15 protein-coding genes are annotated in these 20,601 nt (G+C 71.1%); 3 read left to right on the top strand and 12 right to left on the bottom strand.

What is annotated here, in order from left to right; translation table 11 throughout:
* Positions 1–28 precede the first annotated feature (28 nt).
* The gene (locus G6O69_RS04800) at positions 29–1,690 is read left to right on the top strand and encodes an oligosaccharide flippase family protein (protein ID WP_172302350.1); all 1,662 of its coding nucleotides are present in this window, start codon (positions 29–31) and stop codon (positions 1,688–1,690) included.
* An 8-nt stretch (positions 1,691–1,698) separates the two neighbouring features.
* Here G6O69_RS04800 and G6O69_RS04795 read toward each other — a convergent pair whose 3' ends face one another.
* The gene (locus tag G6O69_RS04795; protein WP_172302349.1) at positions 1,699–3,123 is read right to left on the bottom strand and encodes a peroxidase family protein; all 1,425 of its coding nucleotides are present in this window, start codon (positions 3,121–3,123) and stop codon (positions 1,699–1,701) included.
* Positions 3,124–3,251: 128 nt separating this feature from the next.
* Positions 3,252–3,383, bottom strand: a complete 132-nt coding sequence (locus tag G6O69_RS39780) for a hypothetical protein (RefSeq protein WP_255215696.1) — start codon at positions 3,381–3,383, stop codon at positions 3,252–3,254.
* A 180-nt stretch (positions 3,384–3,563) separates the two neighbouring features.
* On the opposite strand from G6O69_RS39780, the gene G6O69_RS04790 reads away from it, so the two are divergent.
* Positions 3,564–4,379 (top strand): M23 family metallopeptidase, encoded by an 816-nt coding sequence (locus G6O69_RS04790; RefSeq protein ID WP_176396632.1) that lies wholly within the window; start codon positions 3,564–3,566, stop codon positions 4,377–4,379.
* Positions 4,380–4,388: 9 nt separating this feature from the next.
* On the opposite strand, the gene G6O69_RS04785 is transcribed toward G6O69_RS04790, so the two are convergent.
* From G6O69_RS04785 to G6O69_RS04745, 9 genes are all read right to left on the bottom strand, one after another.
* Complete coding sequence (locus tag G6O69_RS04785; RefSeq protein ID WP_172302347.1) at positions 4,389–6,134, bottom strand: thiamine pyrophosphate-binding protein; 1,746 nt, start codon at positions 6,132–6,134, stop codon at positions 4,389–4,391.
* Between the two features lie 37 nt (positions 6,135–6,171).
* Positions 6,172–6,576 (bottom strand): MaoC/PaaZ C-terminal domain-containing protein, encoded by a 405-nt coding sequence (locus tag G6O69_RS04780; RefSeq protein ID WP_172302346.1) that lies wholly within the window; start codon positions 6,574–6,576, stop codon positions 6,172–6,174.
* A gap of 175 nt (positions 6,577–6,751) precedes the next feature.
* Positions 6,752–8,311 (bottom strand): VWA domain-containing protein, encoded by a 1,560-nt coding sequence (locus G6O69_RS04775; RefSeq protein WP_255215695.1) that lies wholly within the window; start codon positions 8,309–8,311, stop codon positions 6,752–6,754.
* A 63-nt stretch (positions 8,312–8,374) separates the two neighbouring features.
* Positions 8,375–10,075 (bottom strand): hypothetical protein, encoded by a 1,701-nt coding sequence (locus G6O69_RS04770; protein ID WP_176396631.1) that lies wholly within the window; start codon positions 10,073–10,075, stop codon positions 8,375–8,377.
* A 97-nt stretch (positions 10,076–10,172) separates the two neighbouring features.
* Positions 10,173–11,333: a 4-phosphoerythronate dehydrogenase gene (locus G6O69_RS04765; RefSeq protein WP_172302345.1), complete on the bottom strand. Its 1,161-nt coding sequence runs from the start codon at positions 11,331–11,333 to the stop codon at positions 10,173–10,175.
* Entirely contained in the window at positions 11,330–12,046 is a 717-nt protein-coding gene (locus G6O69_RS04760) for a CAP domain-containing protein (RefSeq protein WP_172302344.1), read from the bottom strand. The genes G6O69_RS04765 and G6O69_RS04760 overlap by 4 nt, the downstream gene beginning before the upstream one ends.
* A 98-nt stretch (positions 12,047–12,144) precedes the next feature.
* Positions 12,145–12,696 carry a CAP domain-containing protein gene (locus G6O69_RS04755; protein WP_172302343.1) on the bottom strand — a complete coding sequence of 184 codons (552 nt, stop codon included), beginning with the start codon at positions 12,694–12,696 and terminating at the stop codon, positions 12,145–12,147.
* Between the two features lie 36 nt (positions 12,697–12,732).
* Positions 12,733–14,013 carry a cation:proton antiporter gene (locus G6O69_RS04750; protein ID WP_172302342.1) on the bottom strand — a complete coding sequence of 427 codons (1,281 nt, stop codon included), beginning with the start codon at positions 14,011–14,013 and terminating at the stop codon, positions 12,733–12,735.
* Positions 14,014–14,023: 10 nt separating this feature from the next.
* Positions 14,024–16,057: a serine hydrolase domain-containing protein gene (locus G6O69_RS04745; protein WP_172302341.1), complete on the bottom strand. Its 2,034-nt coding sequence runs from the start codon at positions 16,055–16,057 to the stop codon at positions 14,024–14,026.
* Between the two features lie 80 nt (positions 16,058–16,137).
* On the opposite strand from G6O69_RS04745, the gene G6O69_RS04740 reads away from it, so the two are divergent.
* Positions 16,138–18,747 carry a VIT and VWA domain-containing protein gene (locus G6O69_RS04740; RefSeq protein WP_172302340.1) on the top strand — a complete coding sequence of 870 codons (2,610 nt, stop codon included), beginning with the start codon at positions 16,138–16,140 and terminating at the stop codon, positions 18,745–18,747.
* 57 nt (positions 18,748–18,804) lie between these two features.
* On the opposite strand, the gene G6O69_RS41470 is transcribed toward G6O69_RS04740, so the two are convergent.
* Positions 18,805–20,589: a DUF898 family protein gene (locus G6O69_RS41470; RefSeq protein WP_172302339.1), complete on the bottom strand. Its 1,785-nt coding sequence runs from the start codon at positions 20,587–20,589 to the stop codon at positions 18,805–18,807.
* Between the last annotated feature and the right edge of the window lie 12 nt (positions 20,590–20,601).

Raw genomic sequence — 20,601 nt, 5'->3', positions numbered from 1 at the left:
TTGCGGGCGTGGTAAGTAGCTGCCTCGAGTGAGCAACATCGGCGATCCAGGCGAGGCGACGCCCGACCACCCCTCCAACCCCGGCCCCAACCCCGGCCCCAACCCCGGCCCGGAGCGGGACCGCGGGCCCGAGCCCGAGCCCGGTCAGGGCCCGGCCCCCCGCAAGAAGCAGAGCGAGGCCGAGCAGGCCGGCGTGCTGGTCTGGGGAAAGATCACCGCCTCGCTCGCCGAGGTCCTCGCGCCCCTGCTGATCGTCCGCCTGCTCGGCAAGGGCGAGGTCGGGGCCGTCGCCGGCTTGCTGCTGATCTACGCGACCCTGGCCACGGTGCTCACCGCGGGCTTCCCTCGGGCCACGCTCTACTTCCTGGCCGAGCGCGAGCGCGCCGAGCGACGCGCCGTGGTCATCAAGCTCGTGCGGATCATGGCCGTGCTCTCCGTGGGCATGGGGATCATGCTCGCGCTGGTCGGCTGGCTCGGCGACGACGTCCTGCGCGTGTTCGGCGAGCTGCTCTCGGGCGAGGCCGCCCGCGAGGACGACGAGCTCGTCGACTCGCTGAAGTATCTGCCGATCCTCGGGCTCTACGCCCTCGTGGATCTGCCCACGCGCCTGCTGCCAAACATCCTCGTCGCCGAGGAGCGAGCCCGGGCCTCGGCCGGCTTTGGCGTGGTCCGCTCGCTGGTCACGACCGTGGCGATGATCATCCCCGCGAGCCTGAACATGGGCGTGCTGGGCATCGTCACGGCCACCGCCGTCGTCGGTCTGCTGCCCTTTTGGCTGTTCATCCGTCACCTGTGGCGGCTCTACGCCGACGCCGGCGAGCCCGCGCAGCCCGTGGCCTCCTCGCGCGAGCTGATCCGCTACTCGATCCCCCTGGGCGTGACCGACATCGTCAGCATGCTCAACGCCAGCGTGGACATGTGGCTGATCGTCGCGCTCTTCCCGGCGGAGATCGTGGCTCTCTACCGCGCCGGCGCCTTCCAGATCCCGATCGTGACCACCGTGGCCTACTCCCTGGGCGCGGTCTACCTGCCCCGCTTCACGCGGATGCACCGCGAGGGCGAGTACCGCGAGGCCGTCGAGATCTGGCGCAACTCGATCATCAAGGTCTCGCTGATCGTCGTCCCGACCTCCATGGTCTTCTTCGTCGGCGCCGACCAGTTCGTGACCTTGGCCTTCACCGAGGACTACGCCGGCTCGGCCCCGGTGTTCCGCTTTTACTGCCTGCTGATGATGGCCCGGATCAGCGCCTTCGGCAGCTTCATGCTCGCCGCCGGCAAGCCCGACTTCGTCATGCGCTCGGCGCTGCTGACCCTGGGCGCGAACATCGTGATCAGCGTGCCCCTGGCTCTGGGCGTGGGCTTCATCGGCCCGGCCATGGGCACCGCCGTGGCCTTCGTGCCCACGCTGCTCTTTTACTGCTGGTACATCGCCCGGGCCTGGAAGGTCCGGCTGCGCGACACCTTGCCGCTGCTCGGCTACCTGAAGGTGGTGGCCGCCGCGGCGCTGCCCGGCGCGGCGGCGTGGTGGCTGACGGAGCAGCTGGCGCTGGGGTCGGTGCTGGCGCTGGTCGTGATCACGCTGGTCGTGATGCTGGGCTTTGCGCTGGTCGGGACGCTCTTTGGGCTGATCGACGGGGAGGACTGGCGCTTCGCCTGGAGCTGGGTGCGGCTCAAGGTGCTGCAGGACTGATCTGGGCCTCAGCCTCCGTTGGCGTAGCGCACGATGTCGGCGAGGGTCAGGGGGCTGTCGCCGGCGATCTTGGAGTCGGGGGTCCAGCCGGGGGTGGTCAGGTAGCTATCGCAGCGCAGCAACATCGTGCAGAAGGTCTCGAGCAAGATCGCCGAGGCCACCGGTCCGAGGCGATCCCCACCGCGAACGCCGGCCTCGCGCAGGATGTAGAAGAACAGCGGCGTGTGCTCTTCGAGCCTGGCGCGCTCTAGCTGGGGGAGGTTGGTCCAGCCGGGGATGTCGGCGAAGGCGAGGTCCTGGTCTGGATTCGAGGGATAGCCGGCCTCGGCGAGGGCGCGCGCGGCGGCCTGACCGCTGGGCAGCCCGAGCACGTAGCCACGCAGGAGGTTGCGGAAGGCCAAGGAGCGGTCGTTGTGGTCTTCGGGCTCACCGACGACTGGCTTCGGGAGCGCGAACAGCTCGCTCGTGAGCAGGTGGTCGATGGCGTGGGCGCGGGTCGGCTCGACGGTCTCCGAGGTCGGCAAGAGCAGGCTCCAGTCGACGGCGAAGGCTGGATCGACCTGGCGAAAGCCGAGCGTTCCAGCCTCCTCGTCGAAGATCTCGACGCGGCGGTGCGCCTCGTTCACGGGGTAGTGGGTGCGCACCAGCGAGTGGCCGAAGCGATAGGCCGCGCCCGAGAACTCGACCGGGATGCAGATCCGTCCGCAGGCGTCGACGATTTCGAAGAGCGGGTATGTTTCATCCCGCAGCCGGCCACGGACGAATTCATAGATTTTCGCGTCGCAGATCCGCGCGAGCAGGTCGTTGAGGACGACATATTGGTAGTGGTTGCGGCAGTCGGTTCGCGCCCTCGAGAAGTCGCCGTCGAGATCCTTCAGGCGGCGGTTGTGAAAGCGCAGGAAGACCAGCTGGAGCTGGGAGACGAACAGGTTCTCGTCGTTGCGGGGGTCGCCGATCAGCGCCCGCCCTTGCGCGTTGCGGGGCAGGTCGTCGGGGTTGGCCGCGTTGCCGACCAGCAGCGCGCTGGCGAAGTCCCTGTTGCCCTTGCTCTCCTCATCGTAGAGGTGCGGGCTCACTTCGGGCCCAAAGCCATAGACGCAGTCGAGGTCCAGCGAAGCCGAGCGCATGTTGGGCAGCTTCGTCGGATCTTGGGTACTGCCGTGGAGATCGGACTCGGTGTCGAGGGTGATGTCGTGGTCCACGAATTGGGCGAAGAAGGTGTAGCCGGAGGGCAGCGGGATCTCCCTGGATGCGCCTTGCTGGTCGTCCATGACGCCACCCTCGCCGCCGAGCAGCTTGGCGAAGGCCTCGGCCTCGTCTCGGTCTGCGCCGATGTCGTCGGCCCAGCTCGAGGTATTGAACATCTTGCAGAAGTTGCCCAGCCGCATGTGGCTGCAGCCGATTGCCTTGGTCGTACCGTGGTGGGTCGTCATCGCTTGGCTCGCTCTCTTTGCCTCGAGGAGCGCCCGCTCGATGTGGGCCCATGCCCACGCGAGCCGCGCTCGGGTTCACGGCAGGATCTGTCCCGCGTGGCCAGCGATGCGTTCGTATTTTCTCGGCGTCAGCGAGGACGGCGGACCCCCGCGGGCTCGGGGTCGAAGCGGAAGGTCCCCGGGTGCACGCGCCCGGACGCGTCGTGCGGGTAGGTGCCGCCGAGGGTCAGGCTGCCGATCAGCGCGACCAGGAGCAGCACGCCAAAGGCCAGCGCGAGGGTGTGGGGGGAGCCGCCAGCGCGGGCTGCCTTGGGTCGAGTCGGCCTTCGCGTATCGCCCGGTCAAAAGCCGCGGCTCGCGCAAACTCCCGGCCGAGTGGCCGCCGGTGCGCAGCCTTGGCGCAGGAGGTCGGGCGACTCTCGCTCGCGGCGGCCGCTTCGATGGCCTACCCTGTCACCATGCGAGCTTCGCTCTTTGCAGCCCTCGCCCTGGTCAGCGGCCTCGCCTGTAGCGCCGAAGAGGTGGTCTGGCCGATCTCCAAGTCCGACGACCTCGACGCGGACCACATCTCCTCGCCCTTTGGCCCCCGGGATCAGAGCGGGACCTACGACTTCCACGCGGGCGTCGACTTCCCCGTCGAGGAGGGCACCAAGGTCCGCTCGATCAAGGCCGGGACCGTCGAGAAGATCGAGGTCGACGACGGCGGCGCGGGCAACTGGGTGCTGGTCGACCACGGCGAGGGCGAGAAGTCGGCCTATCTGCACTTGAGCAAGATCCGCTGCAAGGCGGGCGACGAGCTGCGCGCGGGTGACCTCGTCGGGCTCAGCGGCAGCTCCGGCGGGACCACGCCCCACCTGCACCTCAACTACATGGTCGGCGTCGAGCGGAACGGGGCCGACGAGGCCATGGCTCGCAACGCGCTCGAGATCCTGCCGCATACGCAGATGCCGGACCCCGAGGTCGAGTGGACCGCGGAGGGGGTGATCTTGACGGTGGCGGTCGCGCCGATGACGGTCCAGGCCGTGCGCCTCGAGGGCGAGGGGCAGGTCGTGGAGGTCGACTATGCCGACATCGTGGCGCGCGGAAACCCGGCGCGGGACTATCACAATCAAGGCGGGCTCTATATCGACGTGAACAAGGTCGACAGCGAGCACTTCGCGTTGACCCTCGAGCCGAGCGAGAACGCCTTCGTGCCGGATCAGGTCGTGCTGACGGACTACTACGGCGAGCGGCTGTTCAGCGCTGCGCGCGAGTGAGCCCGAGGCTCAGATCGAGATCGAGCCCTTGCGAAAGTCGGTCTTGCCGATCATCGCGTTGATCACCACGGGCTTGCCGGCCTTGGCGATCGCCTGGGCCTCGCGGATCGTCTCGCTGATCTTGGCGGGGTCGTCGAGCACCAGGCCCTTGCCGCCGTAGCCCTCCGCCACCGTGTGGTAGGCGGTGCGCAGCAGCTCGGTGCCGCAGGCGTCGCCGAGCAGGTCGACCTGGTCGCGGGCGATCTGCTGCCACGAGCCGTCGTTGCCGATCAGCATGATCGGGGCGAAGCCCTTGCGCACGCAGGTGTCGATCTCGGCCAGGGAGTAGGCCGAGGAGCCGTCGCCGTAGACCAGCCAGACCTCGGCCTCGGGGCGCACGGCGCAGCTGGCCACGGCGAAGCCTCCGCCCACGCCGAGCGTGCCGAATACGCCGGGGTCGAGCCAGGACAGGGGGCGGCGCGGGCGGAGGGTGTAGGCGGCCGTGGCCACGAAGTCGCCGCCGTCGACGACGAGCACGCTGTCGTCGGGGAGCATGGCCTCGAGCTTTGTGAACAGGTCGATGGGGTTGACGCCCTCGACCTCGGCCTTGGCCTGCTCGAGGATGTCGGCGTCGCGGGCCTGCTCGCGCTCGCGCAGCTCGGCGAACCATGTCGACCACCGACCCTCGGCCTCGCCTTTGCTTCCGAGCTGGTGGGCGAGCTGCTGGATGAAGCGCCCGGGGTGGGCGTGCACGCCGAGGCTCGGGCGGCGGTTTTTGGTCAGGGCGTCGAGCTCGAGGTTGACGGTGACGAGCTTGGCCTTGCTCGAGATGCTGCGCCCGTAGCCGAGGCGAAAGTCGAGCGGGAAGCCGCAGACGATCACCAAGTCGGCGGCCTTGAGGGCCTTGCTGCGGGCGTGGCGAAATTGCAGGGGGTGCTGGTGGCCGAGCAGGCCGCGGGCGCCTCCGGCGAGGTAGACCGGGACGCCGAGGCGGCCGAGGGCCTCGACGGTGGCCGGGACCTCGCCGGCTGGGGCCACGGCCTGGCTGCTGAGCACGAACACCGGGCGCTCGGCCTGGCGCAAGGCGCCGGCGACCTTGGCGAGCTCGCGGGCGCTCGCGCCGAGCAGCTCGCCGATCACGGGGGCCTGGGCGGCGGGGCCCGGGGCGCCCCAGAACTGCCGGGTCAGGTGCTGCTCGAGGTAGGCCCGGGTCGCGTAGCCGGCCAGGTTCTTGGGCTTCTTGACCCCGCCTTGATCGATGTACCACTCGCGGACCGTGGCCTCGGGGTAGAGCAGGTCGACGGGGGCCTCGATGAACACCGGGCCGGGCACGCCCTCGCGCGCGGTCTGGAAGGCGGCCTCGAGGGTGGGGACGAGCTGCCTGACCGAGCGCGGCGTGAACACCCGCTTGACGTGGGGCTGCATCAGCGCGACCTGGTCGATGTCCTGGAGCGCGCCGCGGCCCTCGAGCACCGTGGCCGTGGCCCCGCCGATGACGATCACCGGCGACTGGGCGAGCTGGGCGTTCTTGACGGCGGTGATCGTGTTGGTGAGCCCGGGGCCGGCGGTCACGGCCGCGACCCCGGGGACGCCGGTCATGCGCGCCGTCGCGTCGGCCGCGAACACGGCGCTGGCCTCGTCGCGGACGTCGACCACGTCGACGCCGCTGCGCTTGGCCGCGACGAGGATCGGCGAGATGTGCCCGCCGCAGAGGGTGTAGAGCTGCCGAACGCCCTGACGCTCGAGTACGCTAGCGATGATCTCTCCGCCGTTCATTGTTTGCCTCGTTCCTGCGCGATGGGAGTGGTGATGGTCATGCGTCCTCGAGCACGTGGTGGTCGAGGACGAAGCACACGAAGCGGCCCTCGAACACGAGCTTGGCCGAGACCCTCGCGCGGACCGAGACCTCGCGCTTGCGGGCCTTCTCGCCCTCGACCTCGGCCCTGAGCTCGACGCGCTCGCCCACGCGGACCGGGGCCGTGAATCGGACCTCGGCGCTGCCGAGGACCACGTTGGGGTCGTCGACGGCGAGCATCGCCGCGTAGTCGGCGGCCCCGAACACGAAGCCGCCGTGGACCAGGCCGCGCGCGTCGGCGGCCATGCGCGCCTCGGTGTGCAGCTCGACTACGGCGCGGCGACCGGGCTCGATCTGCCTGGGCTCACCGCACAAGCTATGATCGATGGCCAGGTGGGTGTGCGATGGCGGGGCGTCGGACATGGCGATGCGGGGAGCGTGCCATGTCGAGCGGCCGGGTAAAAGCTGCGAAGGGGGCGACGCGGCGGCGAGCGTCGAGGTGCCATGCGGCGCGCGGACGCGAAGAAGCCCGCCGTGGTGCGTGGCGGGCTTCTTCGCGGTAGCAGCAGCAGCAGCAGCAGCAGCAGTCGCGCTGGCGTCAGTCCTCCGGCCAGGGATCCGGCGGCACCGGGTTGGGCGTGTTGATCGCCCCGCCGGCCTCTTCGATGTTTTGGATGAACAGCCGGATGTAGAACAGATCGTCCTCGATGTCGGCGTCGGGGTTTTGAGCCAGCCAGCCCTCGACCGAGTCGACCAGGGGCTCGAGCACCGTGAGCGCGCCGGCGTAGTCGCCCCCGGCGGCCCGGGTCGCGGCCATGCGGAAGCCGACGTAGATGTTGAGCATCACGAAGCCCTTCTCCACGGAGGCGTCGGTGAAGAAGCCGTCCTCGGGGGTCTCCCACGCGGCCAGGGGCGAGGTGATGTCGACGCTCTGCTCGACGATGTCCTCGGTGCCGGGGACCTGGTAGGCGAACTCGAGCCGGCCGACCTCGCCGGGGTCCTCGCCCGTGGGCAGGAGCTCGAAGACCATGGCCCCGCCGCCGCCGCGCCGGCCGTTCTCGTTGTCGTCGTCGCTGACGCGGTGGGCGAGCTGGAGGATCGGGATGTCGATGTGGGCCTCGTTGCCCCAGGTCTCGGCCTGCTTGGTGCCATAGACCGAGCGCAGGTCGTAGCCCTCGAACACCGTCGCGTCGATGGTGACTTCTTCGGCCAGGGGCACGGTGAAGGCCTGGACCTCCTCCTCGAACACCTCTTCGACGGCCTGGGGATCTTCGATGTAGTAGAAGGAGCCGCTGCCGAGCTCGGAGAGCGTGCGCATCAGGTCGACGTCGAAGTCGTTGCCGATCCCGATGGTGGTCAGGCCGTAGCCGGCCTCGCTCCACGCGCTGGCCAGGCCCTCGATCTTGTCGCTGTTGGTGATGCCCGCGGTCGCCACGCCGTCGGATACGAGGATGACCCGGTTTTGCCAGCCCTCCTGGGCGAAGGCGTCGACCTCCTCGAAGGCGGTGCGCAGGCCGGCGTAGATATTTGTCGAGCCCGAGGGGATCAGCGAGGCGATCGCGGCGGCGAGCTCGGCCGAGTCGCCGGGGGCTTGCTCGATCAGCACCTCGGCGTTGTCGCCGAAGCCGACCAAGGTGATGCGGTCGTCGGCCTCGAGGCTGTCGCGCATGCGCAGCAGACCCTCGCGGACCCGGGCGATCGGCTCGCCGTCCATGGACTGGCTGAGGTCGACGGCGATCGTCAGGTTCAGGGGCGGGCGCTCGAGCACCGCCGGGTCGATGGGCGTGTTCATGCCGACGAGCACGAGCGTGCAGTTCGAGCCGTTGATCATGTTGCCCATGACCCCGAGCATGCCGTGGATGCACACGTCCTGGCCGCAGTCGGCGGCGGGCAGGTCGATCTTGTGCTCGGCGAAAAAGCCCATGTCGTCGATGGTGTCGGGCCCGGGGATGCCGCCCTCGAGCAGGATCTCGCGGAACAGGCCGAAGTCCTGGGCGCCGCCCTGGCCGACGCCGGAGCCGAGCGAGGAGCCGCTCTCGTCGCCGCCCAGGGCGGATTCGTCATAGGCGGCAGAGCAGCCGGCGAAGGTGAGGGGGGCGGCGGCGGCCAGCAGGGCGCCGAGGGTCCAGGTCATGAAGGGGCGGTTTGCGGAGGTCATGTCGGGCTCGCTCAGGTGTGGAGGTGGTCTCGCTGGGGCTGTGATTGGTTCACGGATCCGGGTTCACAGCGGCTCGACGATTACGGCCATGTCGATGTCGTAGCTGAGCTGGTCCGCGCCTTCGGAGCAGGCGTAGTCGAGCAGGGCGCGAGCGCGGGCGTAGGCGAGGATCGCGGTGGTGTTGGTGTTGCTGGCCTCTTCGGCGAAGCTCATCGGCACGCCGACCTCGACGAAGTCCTGATTGCCGTTGACGACCAGGTCGACGCCGCGCTCGACGGTGGCGCAGCCGTCCTCGACGAGGAAGGGGCAGGTGGTCTTGTCGACGGCGACGACGTTGCGGCCGAGGGCGTTGCCGAGGTTCGAGGGCTGGCCGCCGCGCAGGTAGTGGACGGTGAGCACGGCCTCGCCCTCGTCGTCGACGGCGGGGCTGAGGTCGCCGGAGTCGAGCAGCTCGATGCTGAGCTGGGCGTCCGTGGCGCTGAAGGTGTTGTCGCTGATGCGGATCACGTCGTCTTGCACGAAGGGCATGGCGGCCGCGGGGACGCACATGTACCAAGTCGAGGGCACGCCGAGCTCGAGGACTTCGTTGTCGAGCAGCTCGAGGGCCTGGAGCTCGAGGGCGTAGCAGCCGTCGAGGCCGGACTCGAGCGACTCGATGCGCAGGCCGGCGGTGCTGAAGGGCGCGGAGGACCAGTCGAGGCGGCTCTCGTCGCCGTCGGCCTCGCAGCTCTCGGGCTGCTCGGGGGCGTCGTCCCGCGGGGTGAAGCGGACGCTCTCGCCGCCCACCCAGTCGGCCCCCGCCTCGTCGAAGACGATGGCCATGCCCGCGCGGCCGAGGTCCTCGGTGCTGAAGGTCTGACCGCTGAACCAGGTCTGGGTGTACTCGGCGCTGGTGAAGAACAGGATCTGCGGGGGGATGCCCTCGCCGGACACGAGCGCGGCCGCGCAGCTGCCGTGGAAGTCGAGGTCGACGCCGACGTTTGTCTGCGGCGGGAGCGACCAGACCTCGGCGGTGTCGAAGGCGGCGTCGGGCAGCAGGCGCCCGGGGTCGGCCTCGATCGCGGTGCAGTCGAGTTGGAGGTCGGCGCGCAGCGGCCGGATGAACAGCGAGATGTCGAAGTCGTTGGCGTTGTTGATGTAGAGGTTGCCGGTGATGTCCTGGTACCACTCGCTGTCGGAGTCGATGCCGGAGTCGATGTCCGAGGTCGCGACCGTCGACCACAGCCCGAACACGCTGAGGCCGGCGACGGCGGTGCGCTGGAGCGGGACGAGGGCCGGACGCTCGCCGCTCATCTCGGGCGCGAGCAGGCGCCAGGCGAGGACGAGGGCGGGCAGGGCGATCAGGTCGGTGGGGTCGCAGGTGATCGCCCAGGGGTGACCGAGCAGGCCCATGAGCGCGCTCCACTGGCCGGCGAAGGCGGGCGAGAGCTGGATGCCCGTGAACACGGCCGCGACGGCGAGGTGGCAGGCGAGCAGGCCGCGGCGGGTCTGGACGCGCAGCAAGGTCGCGAGCAGCACGGGGGCGACGAGCATGCCGGCGAAGTCGCTGAGCTTGCCGGTGAGCTCGCCGGGGAGCAGGCCCGAGCCCTTGAGCCAGTGGTCGTTGGCGACCAGCAGGGCGAGGGCCCCGACCCATGTCGGGGTGAGCAGAGCTCGCGCGGGGCGCAGCGAGCGATCGGAGGCGTCGGTGCAGGGCAAGGTCGTATCGGGCATCGTCTCGTCCGGGTGCTCGGGGGTAGTCTCGAAGTGTCGTGGTCGGTTCACCGCGCAGCCGCATCCAGGAGGTGCGGCGGCGGCCCGGGTCCATGGCTCGCGCCCAGAAGATGCGTGGGCGGCTGGCTGGGCGGCCCAGTGACAGGCGTCAGGCGCCGCGCAGGCCCAAATTTCGCAAGATCGCGTCTGCCGCCGGGTCCCCGAGGGGGGGCGGCTGACAGGATCGGAACTCACGTCGGAGCCGATAGCCGCGGCGCAGGGCCTCGAAGGCGGGGGCCCGCGCGTCGTCCGAGAGGGCCGCGAGGGCGCGGACTCGCGCGTCGTCGCCGGGCAGGTCCACGACCTGATGGAGCAGCTCGAGCAGGGAGCCCGCCGGCGCGAGCGCGACGGGGGGGAGCAGCTCCGCGCCCGCCCAGCTCGGCGCGACGCCCAGCCAGCTCGACAGCGCGCGGTGCATCATCGCCGTGGCGCGGACCTTGCCCTCGAGGCTGTAGCCGGCGACGTGGGGCGAGGCCAGGTGTAGCCGGGGATCCGCGAGGCGCCGCGCCGAGATCGTGGGCTCGCCGGCCCAGACGTCGAGGATCAGCCCCGCGAGGTCGGGGCGATCGAGGGCGCGGTCGGGGACCACGGGGCCGCGGCAGGTGTTGATCAGCAGCTTGGGGCCCGCCGGCGCCGGGTCCTGGGGGGTGATCATCGCCAGGGTCTGGTCGCGGCCCTCGCGGATCAGCGGGACGTGCAGGCTGACGATGGTGCAGCGCCGCCACAGCGTGGGCAGGTCGACGAACTCGAGGTCGAGCTCGGCGGCGAGGGCCCGCGCGCGCTCGGGTCGCTCGCGGACCAGGGGGGGATCGCAGGCGATCACCGCGTAGCCGAGGGCGACGAGGACCCTGGCGACCCGCGAGCCGACCTCGCCGAGGCCGACGAGGCCGACGAGGCCGATTGGGCCGGTGAAGATGGCGTCGTCGAGCTGGCCGCGGGCGCGGACCGTGAGCAGGGCCGTCGCGACCCACTCGGCCACGGCGCGGGCGTTGCAGCCCGCGGCGCTGGCCACCTGGACGCCGCGCGCCGCGAGGGCCGGACGCTCGAGGTGATCCACGCCGGCCGTGGCCGTGCCCACGAAGCCGAGCCCGGGCGCCGCCGCGAGCAGGGCCGCGTCGACGCGGGTCACGCTGCGCACGATCAGCGCGCGGGCGTCGAGCTGCGCCAGGCGAGGGCCGGTGATCTCTGCGGCCGGGAGCCGGTGGAGCTCACCGAGGCTGGCGAAGGCTCGCTCGGCGTGGGCGATGGCGTCGTCGACGACGAGGATCACTGCGCGCCCATGACCTGGGTCCAGTGGTTGCTGTCGCCCCAGTAGCCCACGCCGAGCTCGTTGGCGTTGGGGTTCATGATGTTCGCGCAGTGTCCGGGGCTGTCCATCCAGCCCGCCATGACGGACGCGGGGTCGGGGTAGCCCCAGGCGATGTTCTCGCCCACGGCGCTGCCGGTGTAGTCGGTGAGGTCGACGCGGTCCCAGGGGCTGAGGCCGTCGGGGTTGGTGTGGTCGAAGAAGTCGCGCTCGTACATGTCCTTGGAGTGCAGGCGCGCGGCGCAGCGCAGCTGGGCCTCGGCGACCATGGGCCCGGCTGGGTCGTAGCTCTCGTCGCCGCAGGTGGCACCCGCGGCGCGATACTCGTTGACGAGCACGAGCACCTCGTCTTCGAACTGCGCCCACTCGGGGTCCCACTCGGCCTGGGCCTGGCAGTGGTCGTTGAATTCCTCGTTCCCCCCGCTCTCCGTGCTCGTGGACGTGTCGCCGTCGGTGGTGCTGGTGTCGCTGGCCGAGTCGGTGTCGTTGGCGTCGTCGGCCGAGCTGGCGTCATCGGCCGAGCTGGCGTCGTCGGCCGAGCTGGCGCCGTCGGCCGAGCTGGTGCCGTCGGCCGAGTCTCCGGTGGCGTCGCCGACCTCGTCGGGGAGGGGGACCTCGTCCACGCCGCAGGCGGAGAGGAGGGGGGCGCAGATGGTCAAGCAGAGCAAGCGTCGCATGGCCGGAGCTTATCAGCCGGCGGGGGTGCCGAGCGGCGCTTCGCTGCGCTGTGTTGCGACTCGCTCGAGCCGCTGCGATCCGACGTGCTCGCGGCCAGCTACTGCGCCTGGCCCATGACCTGCGTCCAGTGGTTGCTGTCGCCCCAGTAGCCCACGCCGATCTGGTCGGCGTTGGGGTTCATGATGTTCGAGCAGTGCCCGGGGCTGTCCATCCAGCCCGCCATGACGGCCTCGGGGTCCGGGTAGCCGTAGGCGATGTTCTCGCCCACGGCGAAGCCGGTGTAGTCGGTGAGGTCGACGCGGTCCCAGGGGCTGAGGCCGTCGGGGTTGGTGTGGTCGAAGAAGCCTCGCTCGGACATGTCCTGGGAGTGCAGGCGCGCGGCGCAGCGCAGCTGGGCCTCGGCGACCATCGGCCCGGCGGGGTCGAAGCTCTCGCTGCCACAGGTGGCCCCGGCCGCGCGGTTTTCGTTGACGAGCACGACGACGTCGGCCTCGAACTGGGCCCACTCGGGGTCCCAGTCGGCCTGGGCCTCGCAGTGGGCGTTGAACTCGCTGCCGCCCTCGTCGGCCGGGTAGCCTTCGTCGGCGGTGCCCTCGTCGGTGCAGGCGGCGAGCAGCAAGGTGAGGGCGAGCAGGCTAGGGCGGCGCATGGTCGGATGATAGCGCGGCGCGGGGGAGCGAGGGGCTCAGGGCTGGGGCGCCGGGGGCTCGGGCGCGCTGGCACGATGGGGCGCGGGCAGGTGCGCGGACCAGGCCGAGAACAGGCGCTGGAGGATCAGCGGCGAGAGGATCGCCGAGCTCGCGCTGACCAGGACCAGCGCCCCGTAGAGCCGGTCGGGGACGGCCCACTCGCCCAGGCGGTTGCCCATGCGCGCGACGACCAGGGCGATCTCGGCACGGGGGATCATGCTCACGCCCATGACCGCGCCCACGCGCCAGCCATACTCGCGCTGAGGCGCGACGACCCCGCCCACGCCCACGAATTTGCCGAGCGCCGCGAACACCAGCAGCAGGGCCCCGAGGCCGAGGGCGCCCGGGAGGATCGCCAGGTCCACGGCGAAGCCGATGTCGAGGAAGAAGAAGGGGGTGAGCAGGGCGTGGATCGGCTCGAAGCTCGACTCCGCGCGCACGGCCTCGGGGTCGCGGGAGAACATCAGCCCGGCGAAGAGCGCCCCGACGGCGGCCGAGAAGCCCAGGGACTCGGCCAGGGCGGCGATCGCAAAGCAGGTCCCGACCAGGAAGAGCACCGCGGTGGGGCCGCTGGGCTTGTCGTCCTCGGTGCTGCGTCCGTGGATGAACAGCCGGCTCAGGCGCTCCTCGAGGTAGCGCGAGAACAGCCAGCAGGCCGCCGCGAAGATCAGCACCTTGGCGAGCATCCAGCCCATGGTCGCGGTCAGGGCGAGGAGGTCGACGTCGCCGGCGGCGAGGGCCGGGGCGGCGACGATCAGCAGCGCGGTCAGCAGCACCGCCGAGAGGTCGTCGAGCTCGGCGACGTCGATCAGCAGGGCGCCCAGGGGGGTGTCGAGGCGCTTGGCGTCCTGCCAGACCGAGACCGACAGGCCGATGCTGGTCGCCGAGAAGGCCACGGCCACGAAGAGCGCGGGCACGAGCTCGAGGCCGAGGAGCCTGGCCCCGAAGAAGCCGAGCAGGGCCGAGCAGCACACGTCGCCCAGCCACACGAGCAGCGCCCGAGGGAGCTCGGCGAGCAGGCTGGACAGCTCGCTCTCGAGGCCCACGCGAAAGAGCAGGGCCGCGACCCCGAGCTCGCCGAGCAGCTCGAGCAGCGCGGCCGACTCGGGCGAGACCAGGCCAAAGGCGCCGTCGATGCCGCGTAGGCCGAGGCCGAAGAGGATGTAGCCGACCGCCGGGGGGATGTGGATCTTGCGCGCGGCCTTGGTGATCAGCAAGGCCGCGAGCACCGCGAGGGCGACGAGCAGCAGGGGAGAGCCGAGCGCGGACTCGTTCACGGCGACCGTCTTACCAGGCCCACAGGCGCAAGCCGATGATCCCCTGGCTGGCGAGGTAGACGGTCATCGCAAAGCAGGCGAGGGCGCCCACCAAAGACAGCGCTCGGGTCGAGCCGGGGATCTGCTCGTGGGAGAGCGAGCGGATGGCGCGGGTCAGGGCGACGCCGGAGCACAGCGCGAAGGCCAAGGTCGCCAGGCACAGGCCCATGGTCCAGGGGTTGAGCGTGCCAAAGCAGCGCTGCGCTGCGATCTCGCCGACGACTTTGACGCTCGCCCAAAAGCACAGGCCAGCCGCGGCCGGCCAGGCGACGAGGGCGATGTGTTCGTTGTGGAGCGCGCGGTCCTGGGGGTCGAGGGGGCCGTCGCGGAACCGGCGGATACCCTGGGTTGCGATCAGGCCGAGGCCGCGGAACATGGACATGCGGATCAGCCACGCGCAGGCGATCACCAGCCACAGCCGCGCCGAGGCCCACGAGCGGGAGCCGGCCTCGAAGTAGGCCATGCCGGACACGATGATCCGCTCGCCCGCGGGGCTCTGGGTCAGGCGCAAGCTGGTGCCGCTGTGGCTGGGGTGGCGCAGGCCGCCCTCGCCGGTCGAGACCAGGTCGAGCTCGCCGCCGAGCAGGGCCTCGATGCGGGCGCCCTCGGCCGTGGGCTCGAGGCTCACGCCCCCGAAGATGCGGACGATGAAGGCGAGCAGGGCCACGCGGGGGTTCTCGAGCTCGTAGTAGCCGGCCGCGGCGGCGATCGCCTCGGGGTCGGGGCGAAGGGGCGGGGGCTCGGGCAGGGCGCGGCCGCGGCTGAGGTAGGCGAAGAGCAGGGCGCGGACCTCGGCCACGGCGCGCGGCGAGTGGCTGGCGTTGAAGAGCGCCACGTAGCCCACGCCGAACTCGGGGAAGTACTGGTAGCTCGAGGCGAAGCCCGGGAGCCCGCCGTCGTGGCCGCGGGCGGGGGCCGGGAGGCTGACGTCGCCGTAGTTGCCCAGGCCGTACTGCTCGTCGGTCAGCGCGTAGGGCAGGGTCTCGCTGCGCTCGATGCGGTCGAGGCTGGCGGGGCCGACGATCCGCGGGCGCCCGGCTCGCTCGCCGCGGCGCAGCCAGAAGTGGACGAGCTCGCCGAGCTCGCGGGGCGAGGCCATGAGCGAGCCCGCGGGCTTGTGGGCGATGGGCGCGAAGGGGATCGGGCGGCCGTCGGCCTCGTAGCCCACGGCCAGCCGCGCGCGGATGCTCTCGTCGCGACGCAGCCGCGCCGCGGGCATGCCCATGGGCTCGAGGACCTCGCGGGTGACCACGCGATCCCAGGGCTCGCCGGTCGCGACCTCGATGGCCCGGCCGGCCATGGTGTAGCCGGGGTTCGCGTAGGACATGCGGCTGCCCGGGCGCCAGCGGGCGACCCGCGAGCGCGGGTTGATGGCCAGGGCCTGGGCGGGGGTGGTCTGGTCGTCGGCGAACCACTCGTTGAAGCGCATGTCGTCGAAGCCGGCGCTGTGCTCGAGCACGTGGGCCAAGGTGATCGGGGCCTGCTCGGCCCAGGGGTTGTCGAATTCAACGTCGGGGACGAGCGCGCGCATGGGCGCGTGGAGATCGAGGCGGCCGCGCTCGACCAGGCGCATGACCGCGAGGGCGACGAGGCTCTTGGTGATCGAGCCGACGCGAAAGGCCGTGTCGGCGTCGACGGGCCGCCCGCGCTCGACATCGGCCAGGCCCACGCCGCCGGCCCAGCGCACGCCCTGCTCGTCGACCACGGCCAGGCCCACGCCGGGCACGCCCTCGCGCGCGAGGACCTCGGCGACCCGGGCGCGCAGGTCTTCGATGGAGGCGGGCGAGTCCGGTCCGTCTGCGGCGCGGGTCTGCTCGGCCTGGAGCCGCGCCGCCTCGGCGTGCAGGCGCGCGCTCGAGCGCGCCTCGTCGAGGAGTGTGCGCTCGAAGGCCTCGGTGTCGGGGAGCCTCCCCGCGTCTGGGTCCACGAGCATCGACGAGCTCGTGACCGTGACCAGGGCGAGGAGGGCGAGCAGACTCCAGAATCTCTGGTACGAGCGGGCCATCCTCGCCAGTCTCGCAATTTCACTCGGCGACTGAAAGGCGCATCGAGTGCCTCGGTTGGTGACATGTGAAAGTCGAGGTCATGCTTGGGTCATTTTTCGCCGAGCGTCGCCGAGGGCGAGGATGCCCGCGCAGGAGCTCGACGATCCTCGCTGTCTTGCTGCTCGCGTGGGTCTGTGCCTGCGCTCGGGTCGAGATTCCACACCTCGCAGCCAGCGAGCAGCCGGGGTCGCAGGCCCCCGGTGAGCCGTGGTCGAGCTTCGGCGTCGCGCCGATCCTCGACGACGACCCGCGAGGAGAGTTCGCCTACACGAGCCCGGGCGAGCTCCCGCGGGTGACCATGGTCGGGGCCGAGGGCGCCCGCGAGTTCTTGCCTCTCGAGCACACCGACGTGGCGGCCGAGGTTCGCGGGCACGTGGCCCAGGTCAGGCTGCGCCAGCGCTTCGTCAACACCCGCGAGCACCCGATCGAGGTCACCTACACCTTCCCCCTGCCCGAGAACGCCGCCGTCGCCGACATGCGGATGACCATCGGCGAGCGGGTGATCCAAAGCGAGGTCGCCACCCGCGAGGAGGCTCAGCGCCGCTTCGCGGAAGCGAGGACGCAGGGACATACGGCGGCGCTGCTCGAGCAGGAGCGCCCCGACGTGTTCACCCAGTCGGTGACCAACGTCCCCTCAGGCGCGGCGATCGAGGTCGAGCTCGGCTATCTCCAGACCCTGACCCAAGACGGTGGGCGCTACGAGTTCGTGTTCCCCATGGTCGTTGGCCCGCGCTTCGTGCCGCCGGGGGCCGACGCCCTCGACGCCGAGCGGGTCAATCCGCCGGTGGTCGGCGAGGGCACGCGCAGCGGCCACGACCTCTCGCTCTCGCTCGTCGTCCAGGCCGGCGCGCGGATCGATCGCTGGCAGGCGCCGACGCACCGGGTGGTCGGCGAGGCCACGGCCGAGGGCTTCGCGGTGCGCCTGGCCGACGCAAAGACGCTCCCCAACCGCGACTTCGTGCTCCGCTGGCAGACGACTGGCGCCGCGCCTCAGGCCAGCTTGTACCTCGGGCCGGTGGGTGCCGACGGCCGCGGCTACTTCAGCTTGCTCGTCGAGCCGCCGGCCCTCGACCTCGACGCCCTCGTCGGTCGCCGCGAGATGATCTTCGTGGTCGATCGCTCGGGCTCGATGTCGGGCGTCCCTCTGGCCCTTGCCAAGCAGGCCATGCGCGAGGCCCTGGGCCGGCTGCGCCCGGTCGACACCTTCGACGTCGTCGGCTTCGAGTCCGGGACCGAGCGCCTGTTTGGGACGCCGCGCCCGGCCAACGAGCACAACCTCGTGCTCGCCGAGCGCTTCATCGACGGCATGCGAGCGGGGGGCGGGACGATGATGGCGGGGGCCGTGGACGCGGCCCTGGCCCCGCCGGTGGCCGCCGGGCGCCGCCGCTACGTGTTCTTCTTGACCGACGGCTACATCGCCAACGAGGCCGAGATCTTCGCCGCGACCGCGGACCTGGTCGCGCGTGCCGAGGCCATGGGGACGCGGGCGCGGGTGTTCGCCGTGGGCATCGGCGCGGCGCCGAATCACCACTTGCTCGCGGGTCTGGCCAGCCACGGTGACGGCTTGGACGTGGGGATCGTCAACCGCGAGCACCCGGGGCCGGCGATCGATCGCATCTTCGGCTACGTCGACCACGCCGTGCTCGAGGACCTGCGCGTCGACTGGGGTGGCCTCGAGGTCGAGGCGCTCAGCCCAGCCGCGCTGCCCGACCTCTTTGCCAGCCACGCCGTGGTCCTCGTCGGGCGCTATCGGGATCCGCGAGGTCGAGAGATCGCGCCGGTGGTCCGCGGCGGACGAGCGGGCGGCGCTGGAAGCCTGGCGCTGCCGGTCGCGCTGCGGCGAAGCGACGCGGGAGACCGAGTGCTGAGTACGCTGTGGGCACGGGCGCGGATCTCCGAGCTCGTCGCGGCCGGCATCGATGGCGCGCTCGGTCGAGACGAGGTCGAAAAAAAGATCACCGGCTTGGGTCTAGAGCACCACCTGGTCACGGCTTTTACGAGCTTGATCGCCGTGGATCGCGGCCGCGTGGTCGAAGGCGGCGAACTCGAGCGCATTCGCCAGGCCGTGGATGGGCCCGAGGACGTCGACGCGACCCTCGCAGGGGCGCAGCGCATGGCGGGTTCGCGGGACTTCACGGCGATCGTCGACCTCGCCCCGACGCAGACGGCCGACGCCGCCGGGATCCCGCTGGCGGGGGCGACGGGAGCTGCCTATGTCGCAGACGCCTGTGTGCGTCGCTCGATTTTGAGCACGGAGTTTCGCAGCGGGCCGAAGATGTGGCTGACGGACGGCCTGGTCGGGCCGACGAGCTGGCCCGAGACCGCGCGCTTGCGGATCCGCGAGCTCGAGGCCGACGAGGGCGGGGACCCCCGAGCCCTGCGCAGGGCCCTGCGCGAGCGCGCCGGCATGTTCGAGGCCTGCTACGTCCAGCACGACCTCGAGGGCAAGCGGCGCCTGAAGCTGCGCCTGCGCTTCGACGCGCGGGGGAGGCTCTCGGCGGTCGAGCTGCTCGACGGGGGCACGGGGGTGGAGGGCGCCCAGCGCTGCCTCGAGGCCGTGCTCTCGAGCGTGGACTGGCGGGGGGTCCCCGAGGGAGGCGGGGCGGTCGAGGTGGTCCTCGAGCTGCGCGGAGGTCGGGCGAAGCACTAAAAAAGAGCGCCCAGCTCCTTGGCTGGGCGCTCTTTTTGGTGCGCGTGGGTGCGGGGCTCAGTGCCCGTAGGGCTGACCGGGCCCGCCCATGGGCTGACCGGGCCCGCCCATGGGCTGAGCTTGGCCGAGCTGACCCATCGGAGGCTGGCCGGGGTAGCCTCGACCGGGGCCCATGGCGCCCATGCCCGGTCCTGCGCCGATCGGCGCGCCGGGAGACATGCCCGCGCTGAGCTGACCCGCCGGCCCCTCGGCGAAGATCTCCAGGTTCGAGAGCCCCCACTGGAGGAGCTTGGGGATGAACCAGAACACGTAGATCCCGAGGGTGATGATGCTCAGCAGGTAGCCGACCAGGACGATGACGAAGAGCTCGCCTCCTTGGCCGGAGAAGCGCATGCCGAGGCGCTTGCCCTCGATGTCGATCTTGGCGTGGGCCGCGTTGAACTGGAGCAGCTTGACCTGGAACCAGGCCATGTAGATGCCGAGGGTGACGATCGTGAGCAGGTAGCCGACGATGAAGGTCACCAGGAGATCCCCGCCCTCGGCCGGGAAGTCGAGGCCGCCGACGTCCTGGCCGCCCTTGGTGATCTTGGTGTGCTGGGCGAACCACCGGGTCATCTTGCAGATGAACCAGGGCGCGTAGATGCCGAGGGTGACGATCGTGAGCAGGTAGCCGAGGATGAAGGTGACGAAGAGCTGGCCGCCCTCACCGTCGAAGCGCGGCTTGTACTCCTCGCCCGAGTCGGTGAGCACCGTGAGGTTGTCGGTGTAGAACTTCTGCAGCTTGCAGATGAACCAAGGCGAGTAGACGCCGAGGGTCACGACCGTGAGCAGGTAGCCGAGGATGAAGGTGACGAAGAGGTCGCCGCCCTCGCCGTCGAAGCGCAGGCGCACGCTGCCCTTGGGGGTGGGCCCAAAGGTCACGCGCTGGGCGATGAAGTTGGCGAACTTGCAGAAGAACCACGGCCCGTAGATGCCGAAGGTGACCATCGTGAGCAGGTAGCCGACGATGAGCTCGCCGATGAGCTCGCCGCCGGTGCCCGAGAAGCTGCCGCGGGCGCCGCTGGGGCCGGGGCCGCCCATGGGCCCGTGTTCCATGCTCATGCCGGGCGGGGGCGCGCCGTAGCCAGGGGGAGGGCCGCCAGGGCCACCGGGAGGAGGCGCGCCGTAGCTGGGGGGAGGACCGCCGGGACCACCGGCGAAGCCGCCGGGGGGAGGACCACCGGGGCCACCGGGAGGGGGCGCGCCGTAGCCCGGGGGAGGCCCGCCGGGGCCGCCGGGGGGAGGCCCGCCGAAACCACCAGGGCCACCGGGGCCGCCGGGGGGAGGCGCGCCGTAGCCCGGGGGAGGCCCGCCGGGACCGCCGGGGGGAGGGCTGCCAGGGGGAGGAGCGCCTGGTCCGCCGTAGCCGCCAGGCGGCCCGGGAGGGGGCGCACCGGGTCCAGGGGGCGCACCAGGTGGGCGACCGAAGGGCGGCGCGCCCGCTGGCCGGGGCGGCATGCCGCCCATGGCGATCATGGTCTTGCCGCCGCCGGGCCGGTCCTGGGGGAGGTTGACGGCCATCAAGGTCAGGACCGTCTGGCCGATGGAGAAGCCCTGGCCAGGCTGAAGCGCGAACTGCTGGGAGCGCGTGCCGTTGTAGAAGGTGCCGTTGGTGCTGCCGAGGTCTCGGACCTCGATGCTTCCCTCGACAAAGTGGATCTCTGCGTGGCGACCGGAAGACTGCGGATCACCGAGGACGATGTCTCCGGCTTCGCGTCCAATGGTCGTCACCTTCGCGCCGATGTTGCGGGTCTCGGGGGGCTTGTTGACGTACTGGATCTTGAGAACGTAGTGGCTCGACACTCACGGCCTCCG

It is taken from the genome of Pseudenhygromyxa sp. WMMC2535 (genome assembly GCF_011083025.2).
This window is presented reverse-complemented; position numbering and strand designations above follow the sequence as displayed.

What these genes read in the sequence shown, in the direction of transcription:
- G6O69_RS04780 (WP_172302346.1), bottom strand. Translation starts at nt 6,576, where the DNA reads ATGTCCGACGCCCCGCCATCGCACACCCACCTGGCCATCGATCATAGC.
- G6O69_RS04740 (WP_172302340.1), top strand. Translation starts at nt 16,138, where the DNA reads ATGCTTGGGTCATTTTTCGCCGAGCGTCGCCGAGGGCGAGGATGCCCG.
- G6O69_RS04785 (WP_172302347.1), bottom strand. Translation starts at nt 6,134, where the DNA reads ATGAACGGCGGAGAGATCATCGCTAGCGTACTCGAGCGTCAGGGCGTT.
- G6O69_RS04760 (WP_172302344.1), bottom strand. Translation starts at nt 12,046, where the DNA reads ATGCGACGCTTGCTCTGCTTGACCATCTGCGCCCCCCTCCTCTCCGCC.
- G6O69_RS04755 (WP_172302343.1), bottom strand. Translation starts at nt 12,696, where the DNA reads ATGCGCCGCCCTAGCCTGCTCGCCCTCACCTTGCTGCTCGCCGCCTGC.
- G6O69_RS04775 (WP_255215695.1), bottom strand. Translation starts at nt 8,311, where the DNA reads ATGACCTCCGCAAACCGCCCCTTCATGACCTGGACCCTCGGCGCCCTG.
- G6O69_RS04745 (WP_172302341.1), bottom strand. Translation starts at nt 16,057, where the DNA reads ATGGCCCGCTCGTACCAGAGATTCTGGAGTCTGCTCGCCCTCCTCGCC.
- G6O69_RS04790 (WP_176396632.1), top strand. Translation starts at nt 3,564, where the DNA reads ATGGCCTACCCTGTCACCATGCGAGCTTCGCTCTTTGCAGCCCTCGCC.
- G6O69_RS04795 (WP_172302349.1), bottom strand. Translation starts at nt 3,123, where the DNA reads ATGACGACCCACCACGGTACGACCAAGGCAATCGGCTGCAGCCACATG.